The sequence below is a fragment of the Leminorella grimontii genome (assembly GCF_039789245.1).
Taxonomy (GTDB): Bacteria; Pseudomonadota; Gammaproteobacteria; order Enterobacterales; family Enterobacteriaceae; genus Leminorella; species Leminorella grimontii.
Map to the genome: position 1 here is coordinate 721,682 of NZ_CP146357.1, position 23,286 is coordinate 744,967.

21 protein-coding genes are annotated in these 23,286 nt (G+C 54.7%); 14 read left to right on the plus strand and 7 right to left on the minus strand.

Annotation, left to right across the window (positions count from 1 at the left end; all coding sequences use genetic code 11):
- Positions 1 to 29: 29 nt before the first annotated feature.
- The 3 genes from V8L73_RS03450 (at position 30) to V8L73_RS03460 (ending at position 3,789) form a co-directional block, all read left to right on the plus strand.
- Entirely contained in the window at positions 30 to 233 is a 204-nt protein-coding gene (locus tag V8L73_RS03450) for a hypothetical protein (protein WP_261832709.1), read from the plus strand.
- A 73-nt stretch (positions 234 to 306) separates the two neighbouring features.
- Positions 307 to 597, plus strand: a complete 291-nt coding sequence (locus V8L73_RS03455; protein ID WP_347254127.1) for a DUF3861 domain-containing protein — start codon at positions 307 to 309, stop codon at positions 595 to 597.
- A gap of 534 nt (positions 598 to 1,131) precedes the next feature.
- A complete protein-coding gene (locus V8L73_RS03460; RefSeq protein WP_347254128.1) occupies positions 1,132 to 3,789 on the plus strand; it encodes an autotransporter outer membrane beta-barrel domain-containing protein in 2,658 nt (885 codons plus the stop codon).
- A 59-nt stretch (positions 3,790 to 3,848) separates the two neighbouring features.
- On the opposite strand, the gene V8L73_RS03465 is transcribed toward V8L73_RS03460, so the two are convergent.
- The 3 genes from V8L73_RS03465 to V8L73_RS03475 form a co-directional block, all read right to left on the minus strand.
- Complete coding sequence (locus V8L73_RS03465) at positions 3,849 to 4,025, minus strand: hypothetical protein (RefSeq protein ID WP_154656327.1); 177 nt, start codon at positions 4,023 to 4,025, stop codon at positions 3,849 to 3,851.
- Between the two features lie 70 nt (positions 4,026 to 4,095).
- Entirely contained in the window at positions 4,096 to 6,792 is a 2,697-nt protein-coding gene (mgtA, locus tag V8L73_RS03470) for a magnesium-translocating P-type ATPase (RefSeq protein WP_347254129.1), read from the minus strand.
- 202 nt (positions 6,793 to 6,994) lie between these two features.
- A complete protein-coding gene (locus V8L73_RS03475; protein ID WP_261831412.1) occupies positions 6,995 to 7,693 on the minus strand; it encodes an MgtC family protein in 699 nt (232 codons plus the stop codon).
- Positions 7,694 to 8,363: 670 nt separating this feature from the next.
- Here V8L73_RS03475 and V8L73_RS03480 point away from each other — a divergent pair.
- Positions 8,364 to 8,810, plus strand: coding sequence for a helix-turn-helix domain-containing protein (locus tag V8L73_RS03480; RefSeq protein WP_027274313.1), 447 nt, complete (start codon positions 8,364 to 8,366; stop codon positions 8,808 to 8,810).
- A 117-nt stretch (positions 8,811 to 8,927) separates the two neighbouring features.
- Here the strand turns inward: V8L73_RS03480 and V8L73_RS03485 are convergent, their stop codons facing one another.
- Both V8L73_RS03485 and V8L73_RS03490 read right to left on the minus strand, forming a co-directional pair.
- Positions 8,928 to 10,295 carry an L-serine ammonia-lyase gene (locus V8L73_RS03485; RefSeq protein WP_347254130.1) on the minus strand — a complete coding sequence of 456 codons (1,368 nt, stop codon included), beginning with the start codon at positions 10,293 to 10,295 and terminating at the stop codon, positions 8,928 to 8,930.
- A 33-nt stretch (positions 10,296 to 10,328) separates the two neighbouring features.
- On the minus strand, positions 10,329 to 11,633 hold the full coding sequence (locus V8L73_RS03490) for an HAAAP family serine/threonine permease (RefSeq protein ID WP_347254131.1): 1,305 nt from the start codon (positions 11,631 to 11,633) through the stop codon (positions 10,329 to 10,331).
- A gap of 708 nt (positions 11,634 to 12,341) precedes the next feature.
- Here V8L73_RS03490 and V8L73_RS03495 point away from each other — a divergent pair.
- Positions 12,342 to 13,325: a TerC family protein gene (locus V8L73_RS03495; RefSeq protein ID WP_027274310.1), complete on the plus strand. Its 984-nt coding sequence runs from the start codon at positions 12,342 to 12,344 to the stop codon at positions 13,323 to 13,325.
- A 66-nt stretch (positions 13,326 to 13,391) separates the two neighbouring features.
- Here V8L73_RS03495 and V8L73_RS03500 read toward each other — a convergent pair whose 3' ends face one another.
- Positions 13,392 to 13,622 (minus strand): DUF2594 family protein, encoded by a 231-nt coding sequence (locus V8L73_RS03500; RefSeq protein WP_027274309.1) that lies wholly within the window; start codon positions 13,620 to 13,622, stop codon positions 13,392 to 13,394.
- 151 nt (positions 13,623 to 13,773) lie between these two features.
- Between V8L73_RS03500 and V8L73_RS03505 the strand changes: the two genes are divergently transcribed.
- Complete coding sequence (locus V8L73_RS03505) at positions 13,774 to 14,199, plus strand: hypothetical protein (RefSeq protein ID WP_261831408.1); 426 nt, start codon at positions 13,774 to 13,776, stop codon at positions 14,197 to 14,199.
- Between the two features lie 88 nt (positions 14,200 to 14,287).
- Here the strand turns inward: V8L73_RS03505 and V8L73_RS03510 are convergent, their stop codons facing one another.
- Complete coding sequence (locus tag V8L73_RS03510; protein WP_036023648.1) at positions 14,288 to 14,656, minus strand: HMA2 domain-containing protein; 369 nt, start codon at positions 14,654 to 14,656, stop codon at positions 14,288 to 14,290.
- A gap of 377 nt (positions 14,657 to 15,033) precedes the next feature.
- Here V8L73_RS03510 and V8L73_RS03515 point away from each other — a divergent pair, with 377 nt between their 5' ends.
- The 8 genes from V8L73_RS03515 (at position 15,034) to lplT (ending at position 23,284) form a co-directional block, all read left to right on the plus strand.
- The gene (locus V8L73_RS03515; RefSeq protein ID WP_027274306.1) at positions 15,034 to 15,360 is read left to right on the plus strand and encodes a hypothetical protein; all 327 of its coding nucleotides are present in this window, start codon (positions 15,034 to 15,036) and stop codon (positions 15,358 to 15,360) included.
- Positions 15,361 to 15,371: 11 nt separating this feature from the next.
- Positions 15,372 to 16,004, plus strand: a complete 633-nt coding sequence (locus tag V8L73_RS03520) for a hypothetical protein (protein ID WP_051155656.1) — start codon at positions 15,372 to 15,374, stop codon at positions 16,002 to 16,004.
- Entirely contained in the window at positions 15,997 to 16,311 is a 315-nt protein-coding gene (locus tag V8L73_RS03525; protein ID WP_027274305.1) for a hypothetical protein, read from the plus strand. Before V8L73_RS03520 ends, V8L73_RS03525 begins: the two co-directional genes overlap by 8 nt.
- A complete protein-coding gene (locus tag V8L73_RS03530) occupies positions 16,295 to 16,618 on the plus strand; it encodes a YtxH domain-containing protein (RefSeq protein ID WP_027274304.1) in 324 nt (107 codons plus the stop codon). Before V8L73_RS03525 ends, V8L73_RS03530 begins: the two co-directional genes overlap by 17 nt.
- Before the next feature lie 8 nt (positions 16,619 to 16,626).
- On the plus strand, positions 16,627 to 18,696 hold the full coding sequence (locus tag V8L73_RS03535; RefSeq protein ID WP_347254132.1) for a heavy metal translocating P-type ATPase: 2,070 nt from the start codon (positions 16,627 to 16,629) through the stop codon (positions 18,694 to 18,696).
- A 91-nt stretch (positions 18,697 to 18,787) separates the two neighbouring features.
- On the plus strand, positions 18,788 to 19,543 hold the full coding sequence (locus V8L73_RS03540; protein WP_027274302.1) for a hypothetical protein: 756 nt from the start codon (positions 18,788 to 18,790) through the stop codon (positions 19,541 to 19,543).
- A gap of 382 nt (positions 19,544 to 19,925) precedes the next feature.
- Entirely contained in the window at positions 19,926 to 22,082 is a 2,157-nt protein-coding gene (aas, locus tag V8L73_RS03545; protein WP_347254133.1) for a bifunctional acyl-ACP--phospholipid O-acyltransferase/long-chain-fatty-acid--ACP ligase, read from the plus strand.
- On the plus strand, positions 22,079 to 23,284 hold the full coding sequence (lplT, locus tag V8L73_RS03550) for a lysophospholipid transporter LplT (protein WP_347254134.1): 1,206 nt from the start codon (positions 22,079 to 22,081) through the stop codon (positions 23,282 to 23,284). Before aas ends, lplT begins: the two co-directional genes overlap by 4 nt.
- The last annotated feature ends 2 nt before the right edge of the window (positions 23,285 to 23,286 follow it).

Genomic DNA, 23,286 nt, shown 5'->3' on the forward strand with positions numbered 1-23,286 from the left:
AGATGGATTTGGCAGAGAAGGAGTCAGTCATGCAGTACTTAAGTGAAATGCCCATTGATATAAGGGAAACGCTGGTAAAGCTTCTGAATGAAGAATCGTTAAACTTTCACCTGGAGTGGCTTGAAGACGGCAGCGTCGTATTCTCTACCGCCGATTCCTGCGGCGCCTATAAGGTGACCGTCGAAAAAAGCGCCAAGACCTGGACGGACGTGCGAGGCGCCAGCGCAGCCTAACGCACGGAAAGCGGGGGCAAATCGTCGTTATCCCAGTACACTCAGTGCAATAGCCCAATGAGAGGAAATGACGATGCCCAGCTATAAGTACCGCATCACGGTAGAACCTCTGGCCGAAGGCGAGGAGGCGGTGAAAGCGCCAGTGGCGTTTGAGGTCGAAAATCATGACGATATCCTTAAGATAGTCGAAACGCTTAAAGGCAGAAAAGACATAGGCTTTGACGAACGAACGACGTTAGAGTTTATCGTCGGGTTAAAACTGTTTTCCGAAGTCATGATGAGAAACCGTAAGCACTGGCTGTTTGAGCCCCTGAGAGACGGCTTTAAGTCGTTTATGCTAAGGCTGAAAAAGGGTGCAAGCTAATAAGCGCAAGGTTAATTTTGATGCAGAAGAGAAGGAGCCGTTGGACAAGGCTCTTTTTTCTTATTGTGTAACGGACGGGCATGTCTAAAGCGTACGCTGCGTAGCGCTATTTTTAACAATGTCTTATCTAAAATATGAACTATCAATTCAATATTTTTTGTTTTTTCTGTGAAACTTATAACCTTTGATGATTATTTTTATACTAATAAACACTCTTTTATTTTTTAATATAAATTGATAATAAACACATTGTCCAAAAATGGATGTTAGTTTTTTTTGTTTTTTAAATTCCAAATATTAGATTTAAATTCCATTAAATATAAAATTTAAGATCTTTTATATGTTAATTTTGGTATATTTAGGTTTAAAAGTTATTAAATTCATTTAAATTCAGCGACTAATGAGTTATATAACGATCTATAAAACCTAAAAACACTTATTTGATGTTATTTTATTTTTATGTATTCTGTTTTTTGCAAGATTTTTATCCGAAAAACCTAATAACGGACTGTAATTATACAGTATGGATACCTTATGAATAAGATAAGCCTGCTCTCTTTTAGCATATGCCTCGCGTTGAGCGGCGCGGCCTATGCGGCTCCCGCGACGACCAGCGTTGCCGACTTGGCTACTTTGACTTCCCATGGCGGAGAGGTTGACGTTGTCGATCAATGGGGAATAACTTTGCTTGATAACAACGCATTTAATTATTCAGGTGATGTTAGCGTTAAATATAAAACGACCGGCTCTGGTCGTGGTATTGGTATTAGCGTATTCAACAGTTTAATGACGCTGGGAAAAACGACGGTGGTTGTTGACGTAGACAGCGCGCCGAATGCTAACGCCGACGCCGTTACTGCCGTTCGATTAAAGAACGGTTCGGTTACGGTTGGCCCTGCGGGCAATGACAAAGTCACCGCTGAATTTGGCGCAGGTTCGTCTTTTACCGTCAATGGAAACGGCAGTACCGAAATCACCGGTCTGGATATTGAGGCTGGCCCCTATACCTCAGCCTATCTGATCCCTGAGATGACGATAACGCTAAATGAGAATACCACCGTCACGCTTAACAGAGCGGGTAACTATTCCGTTGGCCTATATGCCTATATCTCGGGCGCGAAATTTATTACTAAAGACGGGCTGTCTATCAATCTGAATTCCGACAGCGCGGCGACCATGTATGGCATCCGGGCACAGGGGATTATTCCCAGCAGCAGCGCTCCTGTATCAAGCCTGCCTGGCGCAGAAGTTGAACTAAACGGCACGACCGAAATTCACATGCTAAACGGCGGTACCGGTACGGCGGGGATCCTCGCGCACGTGACGGGCTCGAAGGTGACGGCGCAAAAGGCAGTAACCGTTACTAACGTCACCAACAACGCTACGGCGAATTTATACGGCCTCTATGCCAGCGGTGGTGCAATTGATTTCGCCGATACGGCTAATCTGACGATTAGCGGGGGCAGTGCAAGTTCGGCGGCAGTGATTGCCTCTGCCGGGGGCTCTGTTGCGCTGACCGGCGCCAATATCGACGTTGACGCCGGGCGTGCTTTTTATGCGAGCGGCGTAGACAGCACCATTACTGGCAGAGCGGCGCAGTATACGATTGACGGCAATATGCTGGCGGCTAACGGCGGCGCTATTAACGTCAGCATGGCGGACGGCTCTCGCTTTAACGGCATCACCAGCCTGGGGGCGACGCCGGGAACGATCGATTTGGCTATGGACGGCAGCCAGAGCGTCTGGAATATGAGCGGCGATTCGGTGCTGTCGACGCTGTCGTTAAATAACGGCGCGACGCTGGCCTATACGCCGGTAGCGGCGGGCGGCGCGTTTACGCCCAAAACGTTGACCGTGGAAGGCAACTACGCGGGCAACGGCGGCGTGCTGACGCTGAATACCGTTTTGGGCGGCGACGGTTCCTTAACGGACAGGCTTATCGTAAACGGCGACGTTGAGGCCGGTACGACCAAGGTAGCCGTTGTGAACGTCGGCGGAACCGGCGAGCAGACCGTTGACGGGATAAAAATCGTCGAAGTGCAGGGCACGTCCATCGGTACGTTTGAGCAGCAAAACCGCATCGTGGCGGGGGCTTACGACTATTCGGTGGTGAAGGGCGCGTCTGACGAAAACTGGTATTTGACCAGTAAAGTGACGCCGATCGACCCCGAAGGTCCGGAAGGACCAGAACAGCCAGGCGGCGAAAGTGCGCTGCGTCCTGAATTCGGCAGCTATCTGGCCAACAACTATGCGGCCAACACCATGTTCCTGACGCGCCTGCACGATCGCTTGGGCGAGACCCAGTACACCGACGTGCTGACCGGCGAGCAGAAGGTGACCAGCATGTGGATGCGCAACGTCGGCGGACACACGCGCTTCAGGGACAGCAGCGAGCAGCTGAGAACCAAGAGCAACCGCTACGTGCTGCAGCTCGGCGGCGATTTGGCCCAGTGGAGCAGCGACGGCCTTGACCGCTGGCACCTCGGCGCCATGGTCGGCTACGGCAACGATCGCAGCAAGACGGTGTCCAGCGTTAACTCGCGCGATTCCAAGGGCCAGACCACCGGCTACAGTGCGGGCCTGTACGGCACCTGGTACGCCAATCAGGCGGATAAGTCGGGCGCCTATCTGGACAGCTGGGTGATGTACAGCCGGTTTGACAACAAGGTGATGGGCGAAGAGCGCGAGACGGAGAAATACAAGTCACGCGGCGTTACCGCTTCCGTCGAGGGAGGCTACAGCTTTAAGGTGGGAGAAAACGAGCACAAGAGCTACTGGATCCAGCCGAAAGCTCAGGTGATCTGGATGGGCGTGAACGCGAAGGATCACTATGAGGCAGCAGGCGTTGACGGCAGCCGAGTGAAGGTGAGCGATGACACCGACGGCAACCTGATGACCCGATTGGGCGTGCGGGCCTACATGAAGGGACACAGTGCTATCGATGAGGGCAAAGACCGCGAGTTCCAGCCGTTTATCGAAGCTAACTGGATCCACAATACGCAGAACTACGGCGTAAAAATGGCGGGCGTGAAGAATGAGATGAGCGGCACGAAGAACATCGGCGAAGTGAAAATCGGCGTCGAAGGCCAGCTCTCCAAGCGCCTGAACCTGTGGGGTAACGCGGCCCAGCAGGTGGGGGATAAGGGATACAGCGATACGTCCGCGATGGTGGGCGTGAAGTATAGCTTCTGACGTTTGTTACGTTGCTCAACAGGCCGGCGAATGCCGGCCTGTTCTTTTTCATTCGTTCGTTATCCCGTTGCAGAGGAATACAACGCTGCATGATGCGTAACCGTCGCCAGTAAAATGAGGTAGAGAAAAACCAGCGCCAGCCGGTAAAGCCGAGCCCGGGGTGTTTTCGCCGTTTTCCAAACGTAGAGCACCGCGATTGCCGACGCCAATAAGACAAATATCATAAACAGGTTCATTGAGACCGCCCTGAAATAGGTTTGATGCCCCTACCTACGACATTCCGCCGCGGGTAAGGGCAGACAGTGGCTATAGCCATTCGTTGAAACGGCGGATATAAAAACGCTTCATCATCTGGGCGACGAAGCAGTAGCTGACGAGCGTCGCCGCCAGCCAAGGGAAATATTCCCAAGGCAGGGGCTGTAGCCCAACGTAGGCGCCCAGCGGTGAGAACGGAATATAGATGCCCAGCGCCATAACGAGCCCGGTCGTCAGCAGCACCGGTAGCGCGGCGGTGCTTTGAATAAAGGGGACCTTTTGAGTACGCAGCATGTGTACAACCAGCGTCTGCGACAGCAGCCCTTCGATGAACCAGCCAGACTGAAACAGCGCCTGATGCTCCGGTGAATTGGCGGCGAACACAAACCACATCAGCGCGTAGGTGGTGATGTCAAAGATGGACGACGTCGGCCCGATCCACAGCATAAAGCGGCCGATGTTTTTGGCGTCCCACTTGCGCGGCTTACGCAGGAACTCTTTGTCCATTTTGTCCCACGGCAGGGAAAGCTGGGAGATATCGTACATCAGGTTCTGAATCAAAAGATGGATAGCCAACATCGGTAAAAACGGAATAAACGCGCTGGCGACCAATACCGAAAAGACGTTGCCGAAGTTGGAGCTGGCGGTCATGTTCAGGTACTTGATAATGTTGCCGAAGGTCTCGCGGCCTTTGATGACGCCTTCTTCCAACACCATCAGGTTCTTCTCCAGCAGGATAATGTCGGCGGATTCTTTGGCGATGTCGGTGCCCGTGTCGACGGAAATTCCCACGTCGGCGTCGCGCAGCGCGGGCGCGTCGTTAATGCCATCGCCGAGGAAGCCGACGGTGTGGCCGTTTGCCTGCAGCATTTGCAGTACGCGAGATTTTTGCAGCGGCGTCACTTTGCAAAACGTCGTTCGCTGCTCTACTTCGTGAGCCAACGTCGCGTCATCCATTTTTTCAATATCGACGCCGAGCAGCGGTTCGCCGGGTTCCAAGCCTACGTCGCGGCAAATTTTGCCAGTGACGATCGGGTTATCGCCGGTCAGCACTTTTATCGTAACGCCGTTCTCCTGCAGGGCGGCGATAGCCTCGCGAGCGCTCTCTTTTGGCGGATCGAGGAAGGTTAAGATCCCCTGGATCGTCAAGTCCCTTTCTTCTTTTTCACTCAGGGGCAGCGCCAGCGCTTGCGCATCCAGTGGGCGGGTCGCCAGCATCAGCACCCGGAAGCCCTCTTCGTTATAGCGCTGTGTCAACGCCAGCAGGGCGGCGCGCTTTTTCGCATCAAGCGGCCGCGTTTCCTGCCCTTCATGAACGTGAGTAGCGATAGACAGCATCTCTTCCACCGCGCCTTTACAGATGAGCAGCGGTTGGCGTTTTTCGTCCTGAACGACGATAGACAGGCGACGGCGGATGAAGTCAAAGGGCAGTTCGTCCACTTTGCTGAAACGCTTGAGGGCGTCAACGTCCGCCTTTCCTTTAGCAAAATGCAGAACGGCGCGGTCCATCAGGTTCTTCATTCCGCTTTGATGAAAGCTGTTAAGCCAGGCGAGGCGGAGAACCTCTTCATCCCGTTGGCCGTGGGCATTGAGATGGTGTTCCAGAATGATGCGATCCTGCGTCAGCGTACCGGTTTTGTCGGTGCACAGCACGTCCATCGCGCCGAAGTTTTGGATGGCGTTAAGCCTTTTTACCACCACCTTACGGCGCGACATAGCGATGGCGCCCTTCGCCAGATTGGAGCTGACGATCATCGGCAGCATTTCCGGCGTCAGGCCGACGGCTACGGCCAGAGCGAACAGCGCGGCTTCCGCCCAGTCGCCTTTAGTAAAGCCGTTGATCAAAAGAACGACGGGCACCATGACCAGCATAAAGCGAATCAGCAGCCAGCTGACGCTGTTAACGCCTCGGTCAAATGCCGTTTGCGCGCGGCTGCCGACAATCGACTTCGCCAGCGAACCGAAGTAGGTGCGATCGCCGGTAGCGACCACGACGGCGGTTGCCGTGCCGCTGGTGACGTTAGTGCCCATCAGGCAAACGTTGGATAGCTCCAGTACGCCGCGCTCTCCGCCGTGTACCGCATCGCTTGATTTTTGGCTGACGTTGCCTAACGCGTCGTATTTCTCAATCGGAATCGATTCGCCGGTCAGTATCGCCTGGCTGATGAACAGATCGCGGGAATTCAGCAGCTTTACGTCCGCCGGCACCATGTCGCCGGCGGAAAGAGTAATGATATCCCCCGGCACCAGATCGTGAATAGAAACCTCCTGCATCGCTGGCTTGGCGCCGGCGTTAGCCCGGCGAAGCACCGTTGCGGTGGTGTGCACCATGGACTTTAGCGCTTCGGAAGCCCTATTGGTGCGGTACTCCTGCCAGAAACGCAGCAGCCCGCTGAGGCTGACCATGATGAGAATGATGCTGACGCCGGTAACGTCAGTCTCTTCTCCCGCCTGCAGAGGCAGCCAGTAGTCGGTGAAGAAGCTGATGGCTGCCAGCGCCAGCAGTACGTAGATAAAAGGATTGTTAAACGCGCTGACGAGCTGCACCAGCGCGTGGGGCGCCTTTTCATGGGCAACGTGGTTGGGGCCGAATGCCGCCAGCCTTTCGTTGGCGTCTTCCTGCGTAAGCCCGATGCGGTTGCAGTTCAGATTGGCCAAGGTCTGATCTTGGCCGTAGGCCGCTTCCCGCTCAATGGCGAATGGAGCGGTGGATTTAGCGCGGCGTGGCGTCTTTTTGAAACAGGTCATAACGTTGTTCTCACGTTTTTAGGCGCAGGCCATCCCCTGCCGAGCGGGAGCGGCATGCGCAGAGAAAATTAACGGCGTATTAGACGCGGGCCTGGCGGGTAATAGTTAGCGCTTGGCCTGCGTCAGAGAGTTGTTAGTCCCGGGGTGGTCGTCCATAGGGCCTCCTTATCACCCTTTAGGTGAAGTTATGATGATTGTGGGCCTATACGGGCAGTTCTGACGTCACCCGCCAGTGGACGGCGCTGACGCTTTTTTCCAGACTGATGCGGCAAACGATGTTTTCAATGTGTTTTTGCGCCGCGGGCGACGCGCCGATCTCCGCGAAGACCTCCAGTCGTCCGGGCGTTGCGATATCCGCGCTGCGCAACGACTGTAGCCGCATGGTCATGCCGTTTAGCGACTGAAGGATAAGCGTGCGCACCAGAATTTCGTCCTGCTCCGCGCAGGTCACCTGAATGCGGTAGTGCTGTTCCAGATCTACCGCCTGCTGCGGCGGCTGTAGGTTGATGCGCTGCGCCGCTTCGCGCAGCAGAATGTTGGCGCACAGGATAACCATCGTCGCCAGCGCGGCGTTCCAGTATTGGCCTAGCCCGCACAGCACGCCGATGGCGGCAGAACACCACAGCGTGGCGGCGGTGTTAAGGCCGCGCACGTTAAGCCCTTCGCGCATAATGACGCCCGCGCCGAGAAAGCCGATGCCGGAAACGATCTGCGCCGCGATGCGCCCGGCGCTGGTGGGTTCCGCGGTCATTGAGCTGAGGATAAACGCCGCCGCGCCGGTGGCGACCAGCGCGTTGGTGCGCAGGCCGGCCATCCGCTGACGCCATTGACGCTCAGCGCCGATAACGGCGCCAAGAAGCATCGCTAACAGCAAATTTAAAATAAAAGGAGTCATAGCCATGATCTTCCCCTTTTTAATAATGAAAGGTTGAATCATGTGCTAAATAAGCACATAAGATTTTCCGCCGAAAATAAGTCAGCGTAAGCGAAGTTTATGCGCCAGGAGGAAATAGGTTGTGAGTATAAAACAGCATAATAATATCCGAATCAATCAGGCTCCGGGCAATAATAGCCAGGGGCGGTAACGTTATATTCGGGTATGCACTGCCGGATGAATCAAGGAAGGAGTGCTGCCCGCCGGGTTCGGCAAGCAGACAGATCGAGAAAGGATTGTTCAGCTTACCGCATCAAATTTTTTACAACTGTAAGTGTCCAATTCATTCTCCTGAAATTAATTTTCGAGCGGGATCTTAAAGAGATTTAATTATGAAGTAAAGAAAAAAGGTTAATTAATTTATTCTTTAATATGTGTTGATGAATGAGTGATTATTAACTGAATAATTATTAATGGATCTGAAGTAAACGCGTCGTTGAGTGAACAAACAGGCCTTTTTCGATTGAGGATGCATAGCGATCGTTGGACCATTCAATTTTGCTCTTTGAGATGAATCAGGAAAGAAAAAGTGGCGTGATATCAATCGAAATCCACAGGGACATGATTCTGGTTATCCTTACAGTATAAATAGTGGGTATAATGGCTCCCTTGTAACAGTAACAAATCAGGTACAGCGATGAAATTTAATACCGTATCCGATAGCGAAATCATCTCTGAGCTCTGCCGGCGAATCAAAGAGACGCGTATTGCCATGCGGTTATCCCAAATAGAGCTGGCTGAACGCGCGCAGGTAGGGATCGCCACCATAAAGCGCGTAGAAATGGGAGAGTCCGTAACGCTCAGTACGCTGATTGGTATTTTGCGTGGCCTCGATCGCCTGCATCAGTTAGAAGGGATTTTGTTTGATTCAGAAGTGCGCGCGTTTAACGCTCAGATAAGCCCTGAGGCGGAAAAAGCGCCGGTGCGCATCCGTAAAAAAGCGGGTGACGACGATGACGCGGTGAAAGGTACCGCTCCGCAGGAAGAAACGCCCCATACTCTGCAGGGTAACAGCAGTTGGTATACTCAGGCCGCGAAAAGTAACGTCGTCTGGCCCTGGTTTAAGCCAGACGACAAAAAGTAAACGCCGAAAGGGGGCAATGCTCAGGTGTCTTTTTACAGACGATGGCGTTTAAAAAACTGCTTGCCCGCACGGATGCGGGCGGATAAAACTTCAATAACTTCAACTCTTGCAGGGCGATCAGGACTCACACAGGGCGACTTTGATAGCTAATCCGCCGCGCGAGGTTTCGCGATACTTCGCGTTCATGTCCTTACCCGTCTCATACATGGTCTCAATAACCTTATCGAGAGATACGCGCGGCTCGCTGGTGCGCAGTATCGCCATGCTGGCGGAGTTGATGGCTTTCACCGACGCGATGGCGTTACGCTCAATGCAGGGCACCTGAACCTGGCCAGCGACCGGGTCGCAGGTTAGGCCGAGGTTGTGCTCCATGCCGATTTCCGCCGCGTTGCAGACCTTCTCAGGGCTGCCGCCGCGCAGTTCCGCCAGGCCTGCGGACGCCATAGAGCAGGCTACGCCTATCTCACCCTGACAGCCGACTTCCGCCCCGGAGATTGAGGCGTTCATCTTAAACAGCAGGCCGATAGCGCCCGCCGCCAGGAAGTAGCGGGTGTAGGCTTCCGGCGCGACCGGCTGGATGAAGTGATCGTAATAGGCCAGCACGGCAGGGATAATCCCGCAGGCGCCGTTGGTCGGCGCGGTGACGACGCGGCCACCGGCAGCGTTTTCTTCACTGACCGCCATGGCGAACATGTTGACCCAGTCCATCGCCGTCATCGGATCTGTCGACAGGCGGTCGTGGGTGTGCAGAATACGGTGCAGCGCGGACGCGCGGCGCGGCACCTTCAGCGGGCCGGGCAGAACGCCTTCGGTATTCATACCGCGGTGAATGGCGCTTTTCATGGTGTCCCACACCTGCGCCATATAGCGCTCCACTTCCTCTCGGCCATGCATCGCTACTTCGTTTTTCATCATCACGGCGGACAGCGACAGGCAGTTGTCATTGCAGTGACGAAGTAGGTTTTTCGCCGAATAGAACGGGTAGGGGACTTCGACTTCGCTAGCAGACTGCTTGCCGAAGTTTTCTTCGTCTACCACGAAGCCGCCGCCGGTTGAGTAGTAGGTTTTGCTCAGCAGAAGAATGTTTTTGTCATACGCGCTGAACGTCAGCCCATTCTCGTGCAGCGGCAGCGCGTTGTCTGCAAAGTTCAGCCTAAGCCCAACGTGACGCTCGGTACCGTCTGAACAGCGAATCGGCATCGTCCCCGTCTCGTCAACCTTTTGAATAAAGGCGGGGATGGCGTCGACGTCTACGGTATCCGGTTTGTTGCCGGCCAGACCCATGATGACGGCAATATCCGTATGGTGCCCTTTTCCCGTCAGCGACAAAGAGCCATAGATGTCGACAACGATGTTGGTGGTCAGAGTGTCCAACTGCTTACCGATAAGCTCTTCAATGAAGCGCTTGCCGGCCACCATCGGGCCGACGGTGTGCGAACTGGACGGGCCTATACCGATTTTAAATATTTCAAATACGCTGATCATGGTATCTCCTTACAGCATCACGTTGGACGAGGGTTAACCCAGCAGGCTATAGATGATGGCGGTCATAGAGATAAGACCCATCAGTACCACGAACACGTTGCTGATATGGCCGCTGTACTTGCGCATAGCGGGAACCTTGTGGATGGCGTACATCGGCATCAGGAACAGCAGCATGGCGATAATCGGGCCGCCCAGCGTTTCGATCATGCCCAGGATGCTCGGGTTCAGCGTTGCGACTACCCAGGTGGTGACCAGCATGAACAGCGCGGTAATGCGGTTCAGCTTGTTGATTTCGATGCTCTTGCCTTTGCTGCGCAGCGACTTGATAACCATGCCGTTGAAGCCTTCACGCGCGCCCAGATAGTGGCCCAGAAACGACTTGGTGATGGCAACGAACGCGATGACCGGCGCAATATAGGCGATAACCGGCGTTTGGAAGTGGTTAGCCAGGTAAGACAGAATAGAGATGTTTTGTGCTTTCGCTTCGGCCAGATCGGCGGGCGACAGGCTCAGCACGCAGCTGAAGACGAAGAACATCACCGTCAGCACCATCATGACGTGGCTGCGGGCCAGGATCTGCGAGCATTTCTTCTCGGCGTTCTTCTGGCCGTACTCTTCGCGCTTGGCGACCGCAAAGGCGGAGATGATTGGCGAGTGGTTGAAGGAGAACACCATCACCGGAATAGCCAGCCATAGCGTCATGATAAGGCCGTTGCCGGTTGCAGACGCGGTAGAAGACACGTCCAGCGTTTGGAAAATAGCGCCTGACCAGTTTGGAATTAAGTACAGCGCCAGCAGCATCAGAACGGCGACGAACGGGAATACCAGGATGCTCATTGCCTTAACGATAATTTGCTCGCCGAAGCGTACGATAGTCATTAATCCCAGAATAAGGATCAGAGACAAAATAGCGCGCGGCGGAGACGGCAGGTGTAATTGGTGAACAATAAAGCTGTCTACCGTATTGGTAATTGCCACGCTATAAACTAACAGGATGGGATAAATAGCGAAGAAGTAGAGCAGAGTAATTAATTTACCCGCACCGGTACCAAAATGTTCTTCAACCACTTCGGTAATATCTTCGCCGGGATTTTTACCGGAAAGAACGAAACGACAAAGGCCGCGGTGAGAGAAATAGGTCATCGGAAAGGCGATAATGGCCATGATGATTAGAGGGATCAGGCCGCCGATGCCGGCGTTGATAGGCAGGAAGAGCACGCCTGCGCCGATGGCCGTGCCGTAAAGGCCGAGCATCCACATGGTGTCGGTCTTTCGCCAGCCCTGGGCTTGAGTCGAAGCGATCGCGCCCGCGTCTGCTGTGGTTTGAATACTGTTCATAGCTACCCCAAGGAATTGGATTTCAGATAAAGGACAAAAATAGTTACACGATATTCATTATTAATATCGGAAAAAAACTGTAATTTATTAAAAATAATGCGTTGGTTTGCCGCGGGAGGCACTTTATCAAAATCGAAAGATGTAATGAGGCGTACCGATCACAAAAATCATTTTGGCTAAAAAGTTTTAAGGAATCAAAATTGATATTTTATTTTCCATGTGTGGTTGTGGCTCGGATTTGATACTTTTTAAAAGCGAATTTTAGGCGGGATTAATATTTAAAGAATCAAAATTGATATTTTAATTTAAATTATTAATAAGGTCTCAAAGGTGATGCTTTAAATATATTGCGTTTGTCTTATCGATTATAGAGCCGATAAAGAAAGAAGTCCAAATAGTTCGCACGATATATTTTAGCTTGCAATGCCTTTTTCTCTATACCTTTAATAGCAAACGTATCTTGACGCCTTTGACTGCTTCCAGTATCTTCCTCTCTAGCAAAGGGGAGTAACTTCCACGCTGGTTAATCGTCAATACGATGCATGAATGCATCCGGTTACCAGGCAACCTTCGGTTGTAAGTGAGACCTTGCCGGAAGGCGAGGTGCGCTTATAATTAGCTAAAAGAGCGGCCACGTTTTCTGACGTAGCCGTTTTTTTATGTCTGAAGGTCAGCTTTTCGCATTGGCGGAAAGCGGGAGGAACTCTAATGCACTCTGTAGGTACGCCGCTGCTGTGGGGCGGTTTCATCATCATCGTCGTCGTTATGCTTTTAATTGACCTGTTTGGGCAGGGCAAGAAAAAGTGCGGCGGCATGTCGTTTAAGCAGGCGGCCGCCTGGTCGCTAGTCTGGGTTAGCCTTTCGCTGCTCTTTGCGCTGGGGCTTTGGTGGTACCTGAAGGGAACCGCCGGGCCGGAAGTCGCTAACGCGCAGGCGCTGGCGTTTATCACCGGCTATTTAATTGAAAAAGCGCTGGCGGTCGATAACGTCTTTGTCTGGCTGATGTTGTTTAGCTATTTCGCCATACCCGTGTCTATGCAGCGCCGAGTGCTGGTTTACGGCGTATTGGGCGCTATCGTCCTGCGGACAATCATGATTTTTGCCGGCAGCTGGCTTATCTCCGAGTTTAGCTGGATCCTCTATCTGTTCGGCGCCTTCCTGCTGTTTACCGGCGTGAAGATGATGGCGTTTTCCAAAGAAGGGGACGAGGGCGATCTTGGCAACCGGCCGCTGATAGGATGGGTTCGTGGGCGGATGCGCATGACGGACTCGCTGGAAGGGGAACGTTTCTTTGTCCGTCGCAATGGGCTTTTGTACGCAACGCCGCTGTTTTTGGTGCTGGTTCTGGTTGAGATTAGCGACGTTATTTTCGCCGTTGACAGCATTCCGGCGATCTTCGCCGTAACGACCGACCCCTTTATTGTATTAACGTCCAACCTGTTTGCCATTTTGGGCCTCAGGGCCATGTACTTCCTGCTGGTTAACGTGGCGGAGCGTTTCTCTATGCTGAAATACGGGCTGGCGGTCATACTGATTTTTATCGGCGTGAAGATGCTGATTGTTGACTTCTACCATATCCCTATCGCCTTCTCTCTGGGTACGGTAGGGGCAATTCTGCTGGCTACTCTGGCGATTAACGTCTGGGTCAACCGACGTAACGATCGGCGCAAGGCCCGTTCAGAAGACGCATAAAAAAATCGCCGCATGGAGTTAATCCGTGCGGCGATTAAATAAAGGCATTGGGATATATGCTTTTAATCAGGATTCCTGGCGGTAGGCCTGACGGATCTGCTGAACGACCTTTTTAAACGTTTCAACTTCCGCTTCGTTCTCATGCGCGGCCATCAGCCTTTCCATCTTCAGGATGACTTTGCCCGCATCCGCCTGGCCCATAGTGATCAGCATCAGCGTCATCAGGGCCTTCAGCGCGGAGATTTCCTGCGCCATTTCTTCAATTTTTTCCGCCGTTGGAAATTCAATGTTATTCATAACTTACCCGTATCTTCATGAATGGTGGTGTAAACAATGGGCACTATGGTAGCAAAGTATTTGTTCTCGCGTGAGTCTCTACCGCTGGAAAAGGGCGAAAAATAGGATAATAATATAAAGAATCATTCTCATTATCGTGTGGTGTTATTCAATGTCATCGGCTCTTAAGGCGCTAAAGAAGCTGCATAAAAAGGCGTTAAAGCAGGATAGAAAGGCTGGAGATCGCGCTTTACGGGCGCTTTCTCACGGTACTTTGCCTCCTGTTATGCCAATAAGACAAAGCGAAGCGCTTAAGGAAGATTCCGTCTGGGGAGAGGTTTCTCAGCAGGTGGTCGGCGCCATGCTTGGAGAAGTCGCTAAGCCGTTAAAGCCGCTGCTGGAGTGGTTTGACTACCATGAACCTTCCTGGCCTTCAGCGAAAGAGAAAATGCCTTCGGCGAGAGGAGCGATGCGGCCGATGCCAAAAGGAGCTCAGTCCCCGTCGATATTACGCCTGCCGCTCAAATCGCCTCCCTGTAAGCGCTGCCCTGCACGCAGCGGCGGCATTTGCCAGTGCGCGGCCAAACGCTTTGGTTAGGCCACTGAGTTCTATCCTGAGCGTTATATAAAGAAACGCCCCGCAGGCCGTAGAGCCTGCAGGGCGCATAGAATAACGAAGACGTCGCTTATCTGGCCATCGCGGCTACGGTGCTTAGCAGCGAGCCGCCCAGCGTGCGCTTAAGCGTGGTGACTGCAATTCCCTTAATCAGCGTTTTGGCTCCCAGCCGCAGTGCGTGATGAACAAAGTCGCGCTGCTCGCTTTCTTCCATCCAGCCGTTGCTTTCCAGCGTTTCCAGCAGCGCGGAAGCGCTGACAACCTTGCTGTCGAATTGAATAGCAACGGAACCGGCATAGCGGCGGTGCTGAATGTCCTTAATGCCCGGAATTTGGTTCAGCTGCTTGATAAGCGCTTCAACGCGAGCAGGATGGTGCTGAATAAAGTCAGAACGTACGCGGATGCGGTTGGGGGTTTGATGGACGTAAGGGTTGCTCATGGTGACCACCTAAACAGTAAAGTTAACGATAATAATTTACATTAAGATTTGTGTTCTGTCTATATCCCAAGGCATAGGAAATATGAGAGATTCGCAACATATTGAAAGCGTAGGAAATCGCATTCTCAGTACGGGATAAAAATATTCCGGATTTGTGGCCGTTCAGGGCATTTTCATATTTTCAATCACCGGCTGGCGTCATATGATAGTTGCAACGTTTTTTAACGACCTATACCCGTCATACTTCAAGTTGCCTGTACGTTGGCTGCGCTCGCTCACCCCAGTCACGTACTTATGTACGCTCCTGGGGATTCTCTCCCTTGCCGCCTTCATACAACTCGAATTATTTAGGGTATAAACGAGATTTAGGAAAAAGAATGAGTTCGGATAGCCTTATGGCGCTTCGCCGCTATGTGACGATTGCGCACCATATCCCCGGCCGCATTAGGCTGCGTTTTAACAACACGCTGATTGCGTCGCTGGGAAAGAGCAAGCTTTCCGCACTGGACGACTACTGTGGCCCGGGGCATAGTCTTCATAGCTATAGCCTGAATACGGCGACCGGTAGTCTATTATTAGAGTACGACGCTAAGCGCCTGTCTCCTAAGCTGATTGCACAGCTGTTCGGCGATGATGACGAACAGGCCGAGTTGGCGTTAACCGAACTGTTACCAATTATCTCGCCGTCAGCGGCTAAAGACTGAGGAACTGAATAATGGGAAAAGATAAAAAAAGCAGCGATTGGGAAAACGCATCCGGTCAGGATATGCCTCCATACGGACCTTACGGCTATCCCTACTATCCGCCTTACCCTCCCTATCCCCCACAGCAAACCATGCAGCCGCCGGCCTGGCCCCCCTATCCACCAATGTGGCACCCGATGTGCGGTCAGCCGCCGATGGGCTACGGCATGCCGCCTGCGCCTCAGCAGTTTCAGCAGCCGGGCGTGCCTCCTCAGGGCTTTGACTGGGGTTCACAGGCTCAGGGCATGGTGGAAGGGCTGATGGGCGAACAGGCCAGCCTGTTTAAGAAAATTGTCAGTACGATTGGCGTTGATGATAAAGAGTTTTGGAAGGGCGCCATGATAGGCGCGGCGGCGGCGCTGATCTTGGGTAATGAGAGCGTGCGCAACACGCTGCTGCAAACCTTCGCCAACGCGGGCGATTTGCTGAAAACCGGCGGCGGAAAGGTTAAAGAAGCGGCCGGCTCTGCGGCAGAAAGCGTTAAAGAGAGCGCAAAGGCCGGCGGCGAAATTTTCCGCGATACCGTTACCGCGGGCAAAGAGGGTTTTCAGGAGTCGGTAGCGCGCCACCGCCAGGCCGACGACAAGGAGGCTGACGATGAGTAATAACAGCGATCGCCTTAATCCCGCCAGCCGGGCGTTGATTGCAGGCGCTTTAGTCGGCGCGGCGGCCTCCGGCGTTGAGCAGTGGCGGCGCTATAAGAACGGAGAAAATACCCTTGAGCAGGCGACGGGTAAGGTACTGAAGGACGCCACCAAGGCGGGGCTTATCAGCGGCGCCGCCATGACGGTAGCGAACGCCACGGCAGGTCGCCCGGTGTTAACGCTTTTGACCGTACTCAGCGCCGGCGCAGCCGGTTTATACCTTATGGATGCCGTAAATAAGAGAGGCGCAGATGAAACAGCCGAATAATCCTTACTACTATTATCCGCCGTATCCCTATTCGCCTTACTCCCAGGGCTATGCTCCTGGCGCACCGCAGGGCCAACAAACGCCCTATCGCGCCGACAATGGCCGCGCGCATTTAATTACCGGCATCGTTGCCGGCGCGGCTATCGCCTATCTGCTGTCTAACAGTAAGGTGCAGGAGAGCATCGGCGCGACGGCTAACAGGGCCTGGGGCGCGGTGCGCGGCGAGGTTGAGGAGCTAAAAGAGCGGCTGGCCGACGTTCAGGCCGAGCTTGACTACTATCGCGAGAATGCGCAGGACGGCGAGTAGCGCCCGCAATGACGCATTTATCCCAAATTACGCCGGTTCACTCTTTGCCCGGCCGCCTGCGCGTGCGAATTCCTCTTTTGTTGGAACATGAAGAGTATGCCGGCTGGCTGAAAACGCAGCTTCTGGCCTTCAGCGGGGTCAGAGGAGTTCGCCTTCGCCCTGCGGCGGCGTCCGCCGTGCTGACCTACGATCCGCAAAAGACCGATGAAGCGGCGCTGCTCGCGCAGTTAAACCGCCTGGACTGGTCTCTGGCGCAGGAAAAGGAGTATGAGTCCGAGTACTGCGGCGGTGATAACCTGTTGAATATCGCAGGTCTGGCGGCTACGCAATTTCTTCCCAAACGCTGGGCCGCAGTGCCTGCGCTGGCGCTGATGGCGCCGACCATAGCCGAAGGGATCGAATCGCTTTGCCGACGCGAGCTGAACGTTGAGGTATTGGACGCGCTGGCGCTAAGCCTGTCCATCGTTCGCGGCGACTACCGCACGGCCATGCTGACCCAGAGCCTGCTTACGCTCGGAGAGTACTTTGAGCAGGAAACCAGCCGCCATTCGGACGAGCTGCTGTCCGAGCTGATGCAGCCACAGCATCACGCCGTTTGGGTTGAGCGCGGCGATGCGCGCGAAGAGATTGCCGCTGACGATCTTAAAAACGGCGACGTTATGCTGCTGGGACCGGGGGATAACATTCCGGCCGACGGTCGCGTTATCCGCGGCGTTGGCCTGATTAATCAGGCGTCGATGACCGGCGAAAGCGTGCCGGTGCGCAGAGAAAGCGGTGCATGGGTTTTTGCCGGCACTCAGGTGCAGGACGGCAACGTCGCGGTTCGCGCCGAACGCGTAGGGGACGACTCATCTACCGCCAGCATCCGGCGCTTTATCACCGAATCGCTGGGCCAGCGCAGCGAGACGCAGCAGGTGACTCAGCGAATGGCCGACCGCCGGGTGGCGATCACCCTCGGCGCAGGCGCGGGCGTGTTTGCGCTAACCCGCGACTGGCAGCGCCTGGCGTCCGTATTTCTGGTTGACTACTCATGCGCGCTGAAGCTCAGCACGCCGATAGCCTTCAAGTCAGTGATGTATAAAGCCGCTACCTCTGGGCTGCTGCTCAAGGGCGGCAGAGCGATAGAGCAGCTTGCCGATATCGATACGGTAGTGTTCGATAAGACCGGAACGCTCACCCACGGCGACATGCTGGTGACGGATGTCGTGAGCTTTGCGCCGGAAACAACCTGGGCCCGCCGCCTGTTGGCCATTGCCGCGTCGGTGGAAGAACACAGCAATCACCCGCTGGCGCGCGCCGTCGTCAACGCCGCCGCCCAGCACGAACTCCCCCATATTAACCACGGGGAAGTAGAGTACGTTATCGCCCACGGCCTGATTTCGGAGCTGGAAGGCAACCAGATGGTCATCGGCAGCCGCCACTTCCTGCGGGAACACTATCAGATAGACTTTGGGCCGTTCCAAAAGCAGATTGAGGTGCTGGAGGAAAAAGGCCGCCACCTCCTGTTTATCAGCCTGAACGAGCAGCTGGTCGGCATGATAGGGCTACAGGACAACGTTCGCGACGAAGCGGCCGAAGTTATCTCTCATCTTCGAGAGCTGGGTATCCGGCAGGTTGTTCTGTTAACCGGCGATAAACAGGAGAAGGCTGAACAGCTGGCCGATTCGCTGGGTATTGACCGCTATTTCGCCGAAGCAACGCCGGAAAGCAAGGTCGAGGTGGTGCAGACTCTTCAGGAACGGGGATGCCGCGTGCTGTTCGTCGGCGACGGCGTAAACGACGCCCCGGCGTTGACTCAGGCCGATATCGGCATGGCGATGAACCAAAGTACGGAACTCGCTCAACAGGCGGCGGATGCGGTGCTGATGCGAGATTCCCTGCACGGCGTGGCCACGGCCAGAGAGCTGTCCGTACAGGCGATGCGTTTGGTGAACAGCAACATCAAGGTTACCGAATGGGTCAACAGCGGCATTATGCTGGCGGCGGCGATGGGAAAACTTTCTCCAACGCTGAGCGCGCTGCTGCATAACGGGACGACGATCGGCGTTCTGCTGCGCTCGCTGTCTGCCCGCAGGTAGCCACCGAGTAAATAAGCGTAAACGGCGGTGATTTTTTATCCAGCCCTGATATCTTTCGGACAAATACAACATGGAATTAGGGATATCTGTTATGAAACGTATTTTTTCGGGAAGGGGCCGGATCCTGTTGGCCGTCGTGTTGGGCGCGCTGGTGCTTTCAGGCTGTTCAACTCGCTCTATTTCGCAGTCCGGCGGGCGCGGCGGTAACGCCTTTTACTCCGGCGAGCTTAAGGACAGCGACGTTCTGGGGGCCGCGCCTAAAAGCAAAGCTATCAGCGATGATGACATCCAGAAGGCCCTGAGCAGCGCGCGGCAGGATTTCCGCCTGCCCAAAAGCTCTTCCATTTTGCTTATTCAGTCCGGCGCAATGACGCCCGACGTTGAAATGCAACAGGCGCTGGCGCAGCACTATTCCGTCGCGCTTTACTCCGGCATCCCTCCCGACAGCGGCTATCGCTACGGCCAAACGACAGACAACGCGGCTTCGGTTGACTACCCCAGGCTGCTGCGCCTGACGGCGGCCAACGGCGGTCAGGATAAGATCCTGGTGTACTGGGGCCAGCTGGAGAGCGGCTCTGAAAACGAGGCTACCAAGGTGGTTTCCTGGGTGCCGTTTGTCGGCGGCGTTTTACCGGATGAAACGCAGCATATGCGCATCGTTCTGCGCATCGCGCTTATCGACGTCGCCAGCGGGCGTTGGACAACCTTCACCCCGCCGGTATTCGAGAACAGCAGCCTCAGTGGCCGCTATAACCGCGACTCAAAAGACGCCAAGCAAATTATGGAGCTGAAGTCTCAAGCCTATCAGGCCGCCGCTGAAGAAATTTATAAACGGTTTACGCAGTGATGCCTATTGATGAAAAACTTGCTTCATACTGATTACGAGCGATTTTTAATCGAGTTGTGTAGGAAAAATAGGTGAAATGATAATAATTTCACGCTTGGTTACACTTTGTCGGGCAATGTAGCGTTTTGGCAGTGGCTGGAATTTAGCGCTTGAACTAGATTTTAGATCCCAGAGGTATTTATTGGTGAATATCCGGCGGCGACGTCGGAACCATTTACTGGATTACACCGACCTACGCGGATGCGTAGGTTTTTTTTTACCTGAGCTGGGCGCCGGTTTTTTGTTCGGTTAACCGTAAGGTAATGAACGGCGTAATAATTCACTTGTCTTATCGGTGAAAGGGATGTATCAACGCATACTGCGCTGTGATAGGGAGATAGTCATGATTTACAAGGTTCTTCGGTTTATTGCTCGAACGTGCTTTCGCGTACGCGTGACGGGCGATCTTAACGGTTTCAATCATCAGCGCCTGCTGATAACCCCCAACCACCTTTCTTTTATCGACGGCGTCCTGCTGGGGCTGTTTTTGCCGGTAAAGCCGGTGTTTGCTATTTACACCAGCATGACCGACCGCTGGTTTCTGCGAATGATGGAACCGCTGGTGGACTTTGTGCCGCTGGATCCAACCAAGCCGATGGCGATTAAAACGCTGGTCCGCCAGATTGAACACGGCAGGCCGATCGTGATTTTCCCCGAAGGCCGCATCACGGTGACCGGCTCGCTGATGAAGATTTACGACGGCGCGGCCTTTGTGGCGGCGAAGTCGCAGGCGACGATTATCCCTATCTGGATAGACGGCCTGGAGCTGAGCTTCTTTAGCCGCCTGAAGGGCATTTTTAAGCGGCGCCTGTTTCCACAGGTCAACATTCATATTTTGCCTGCGACGACGATCCCGATGCCGGAAGGCGGACGAGCCGCCGAGCGCCGCAGGCTGGCCGGCGAGCGGATGCATCAAATCATGATGGACGCCCGCATGGCGACCCGCAGTCCGAGAACGCTGTATGAAGCGCTGGTTGAAGCAACCTGCCGCTACGGCGGCAGCAAGCCCTGCATTACCGATATCGGCCTGAAAGAGGACTCCTATCGCTCGCTTTTGAAAAAGTCGCTGGGCGTTAGCCGCATTATTTCTCGTTTAACCGCGCCGGGAGAAACGGTCGGCCTGCTTTTACCCAACGCGACGATTACCGCTGCGACCATTTTCGGCACCTCACTGTGCGGCCGCGTACCCGCCATGCTGAACTATACCGCCGGCGTTAACGGGCTGGAGAGCGCGCTTAAGGGCGCGCAGATAAAAACCATCGTGGCGTCGCGCCAGTTTTTGGAAAAAGCCAATCTGACGCACCTTGCAGAACAGGTAAAGGGCGCGACCTGGTATTTTCTCGAAGACCTGAAGGACACGGTGACCCGTGATGACAAGCTTTGGGTGTTAAAGCACCTGCTGATGCCGCGCTGCGCAATGGCGCCGCAAAAGCCGGACGACGCGGCCATTATCCTGTTTACGTCTGGTTCAGAGGGCAATCCGAAGGGCGTAGTACACACCCACAGCAGCCTGCTGGCTAACGTGGAGCAGATCCGCACCGTGGCGGACTTCTCGCCGCAGGACAAATTTATGTCGGCGCTGCCCCTGTTCCACGCCTTCGGCCTGACTGCGGGGCTGCTGGCGCCGATTGTTACCGGCAGCCGCATTTTCCTTTACCCAAGCCCGCTGCACTATCGCATCGTGCCGGAAGTGATCTACGATCAGAACTGCAACGTGATGTTCGGCACGCCGACGTTTCTCAACAACTATGCGCGCTTTGCCCATCCGTACGACTTCGCTCGCCTGCGCTACGTAGTGGCCGGGGCGGAGAAGCTTTCGAGCGCTACGCGCGAGCTGTGGCAGGAGAAGTTCGGCATTCGCATTCTGGAAGGCTACGGCGTGACCGAATGCGCGCCGGTGCTGGCGATTAACGTTCCGATGGCGTCCAAATCTCAGACCGTAGGGCGACTGCTGCCGGGCATCGAATCCCGCCTGATCTCAGTTCCGGGGATTGAAGAGGGCGGCCGCCTGCAGGTGAGGGGGCCAAACATCATGAAAGGCTATCTGCGGGTGGAAAACCCCGGCGTGCTGGAGCAGCCTGCGGCAGAAAATGAGCGGGGCGAGCTGGAAGTCGGCTGGTACGACACCGGCGACATCGTCTCTTTTGATAGTGAAGGCTTCTGCACGATTAAAGGCCGCGTGAAGCGCTTTGCTAAAATCGCCGGCGAGATGGTATCGCTGGAAAGCGTAGAAGCGATAGCCAAAAAGGTGGCGCCAAATGCCGAGCATGCCGCAACGGTGAAAAGCGACGTGGCAAAGGGAGAATCTCTCGTATTGTTTACCACCGCTGCCGAGCTGCCTCGCGATGCGCTATCGCGAGCCGCCCAGGAGCTGGGGCTGCCGGGGCTGGCCGTTCCTCGCGATATTCGGACCTTAAAGTCGCTCCCGCTTTTGGGCAGCGGCAAGCCGGATTTTGTCTCCTTGCGTAAACTGGCCGAAGCGCCTGCGGAGTCCGAATGACGACGATCGACGTAACGCCCAAGCCGCTGCTGAGCAGGGGCATGGTGGCGGTAACCAGCGCCCAGTTTTTATCGGCCTTTGGCGACAGCGCGCTGTTTTTTGCGACATTAGGCGTTTTGATTCAAAAGACCTACCCGCTTTGGAGCCACTCGGTGCTCCAGATGCTGTTTATTGTCGCCTACGTGGTGCTGGCGCCGTTTGTAGGGCAGGTTGCCGACAGCTTCTCGAAGGGGCGGGTGATGATGTTCGCCAACGCCGTTAAGCTTATCGGCGCGGGGATCATTTTCGCCGGCCTCGATCCGTTCTTTGGCTACCTGCTGGTAGGCATTGGCGCAACCGCCTATTCTCCCGCCAAGTACGGCATCCTTGGCGAGCTGACCCACGGCGATCAGTTGGTGAAGGCCAACGGCCTGATTGAGTCTTCTACGCTGGCGGCGATCCTCACCGGCTCTTTGGTCGGCGGCTGGCTGGTGGACATCAGCCCTTATATCGCGCTGACGGTATGCTGCATCGTCTATGCCGGCGCCGTCGCCGCCAACTTTTATATTCCGAAGCTACAGCCAGCCAGACCGGGCGCCCGCTGGAATCTTAAAGAGATGGTGGCGAACTTCGCCAACGCGATTGTGGTGCTCTGGCGAGATCAGGGAACGAGAATGTCGCTGGTGGGCACCAGCCTGTTCTGGGGGGCGGGGATCACGCTCCGCTTCCTGCTGATCCTCTGGGTTCCTGTCGCGTTAGGCATCGAAGGACTGCTTACGCCGACGCTGCTAAACGCTATGGTGGCGGTAGGCATCGTTATCGGCGCAGCGGCCGCGGCCAAGTGGATCACGTTAAAAACCGTGAGCCGCTGTATTCCTGCAGGGGTACTGTTGGGCGTCGGCGTGGTGGTTTTCGTACTGCAGGGCAGCCTGGCGCTCTCCTATGCGATCCTTGTTGTTATCGGCATTTTTGGTGGGTTCTTTATCGTTCCGCTCAATACGCTGTTACAGGATCGGGGAAAGCAAACCGTCGGCGCGGGTAATGCGGTGGCGGTGCAAAACTTTGGTGAAAATACCGCCATGCTGCTGATGCTCGGCCTGTACACGCTGGCGGTGAAAGCCGGTATGCCCGTTGTGGCGATAGGCTGCGTTTTTGGCGGCCTGCTGGCGGTGTCAATCGGCGGCCTGTGGCTTGTACAATTGGCGAGAGCGCGGAAGAAGTAGCC

Excerpts from the sequence above, each read along its gene's own strand:
- V8L73_RS03450 (WP_261832709.1), top strand. The coding sequence starts at position 30 with ATGCAGTACTTAAGTGAAATGCCCATTGATATAAGGGAAACGCTGGTA.
- V8L73_RS03455 (WP_347254127.1), top strand. The coding sequence starts at position 307 with ATGCCCAGCTATAAGTACCGCATCACGGTAGAACCTCTGGCCGAAGGC.
- V8L73_RS03460 (WP_347254128.1), top strand. The coding sequence starts at position 1,132 with ATGAATAAGATAAGCCTGCTCTCTTTTAGCATATGCCTCGCGTTGAGC.
- V8L73_RS03465 (WP_154656327.1), bottom strand. The coding sequence starts at position 4,025 with ATGAACCTGTTTATGATATTTGTCTTATTGGCGTCGGCAATCGCGGTG.
- mgtA (WP_347254129.1), bottom strand. The coding sequence starts at position 6,792 with ATGACCTGTTTCAAAAAGACGCCACGCCGCGCTAAATCCACCGCTCCA.
- V8L73_RS03475 (WP_261831412.1), bottom strand. The coding sequence starts at position 7,693 with ATGGCTATGACTCCTTTTATTTTAAATTTGCTGTTAGCGATGCTTCTT.
- V8L73_RS03480 (WP_027274313.1), top strand. The coding sequence starts at position 8,364 with ATGAAATTTAATACCGTATCCGATAGCGAAATCATCTCTGAGCTCTGC.
- V8L73_RS03485 (WP_347254130.1), bottom strand. The coding sequence starts at position 10,295 with ATGATCAGCGTATTTGAAATATTTAAAATCGGTATAGGCCCGTCCAGT.
- V8L73_RS03490 (WP_347254131.1), bottom strand. The coding sequence starts at position 11,633 with ATGAACAGTATTCAAACCACAGCAGACGCGGGCGCGATCGCTTCGACT.
- V8L73_RS03495 (WP_027274310.1), top strand. The coding sequence starts at position 12,342 with ATGCACTCTGTAGGTACGCCGCTGCTGTGGGGCGGTTTCATCATCATC.
- V8L73_RS03500 (WP_027274309.1), bottom strand. The coding sequence starts at position 13,622 with ATGAATAACATTGAATTTCCAACGGCGGAAAAAATTGAAGAAATGGCG.
- V8L73_RS03505 (WP_261831408.1), top strand. The coding sequence starts at position 13,774 with ATGTCATCGGCTCTTAAGGCGCTAAAGAAGCTGCATAAAAAGGCGTTA.
- V8L73_RS03510 (WP_036023648.1), bottom strand. The coding sequence starts at position 14,656 with ATGAGCAACCCTTACGTCCATCAAACCCCCAACCGCATCCGCGTACGT.
- V8L73_RS03515 (WP_027274306.1), top strand. The coding sequence starts at position 15,034 with ATGAGTTCGGATAGCCTTATGGCGCTTCGCCGCTATGTGACGATTGCG.
- V8L73_RS03520 (WP_051155656.1), top strand. The coding sequence starts at position 15,372 with ATGGGAAAAGATAAAAAAAGCAGCGATTGGGAAAACGCATCCGGTCAG.
- V8L73_RS03525 (WP_027274305.1), top strand. The coding sequence starts at position 15,997 with ATGAGTAATAACAGCGATCGCCTTAATCCCGCCAGCCGGGCGTTGATT.
- V8L73_RS03530 (WP_027274304.1), top strand. The coding sequence starts at position 16,295 with ATGAAACAGCCGAATAATCCTTACTACTATTATCCGCCGTATCCCTAT.
- V8L73_RS03535 (WP_347254132.1), top strand. The coding sequence starts at position 16,627 with ATGACGCATTTATCCCAAATTACGCCGGTTCACTCTTTGCCCGGCCGC.
- V8L73_RS03540 (WP_027274302.1), top strand. The coding sequence starts at position 18,788 with ATGAAACGTATTTTTTCGGGAAGGGGCCGGATCCTGTTGGCCGTCGTG.
- aas (WP_347254133.1), top strand. The coding sequence starts at position 19,926 with ATGATTTACAAGGTTCTTCGGTTTATTGCTCGAACGTGCTTTCGCGTA.
- lplT (WP_347254134.1), top strand. The coding sequence starts at position 22,079 with ATGACGACGATCGACGTAACGCCCAAGCCGCTGCTGAGCAGGGGCATG.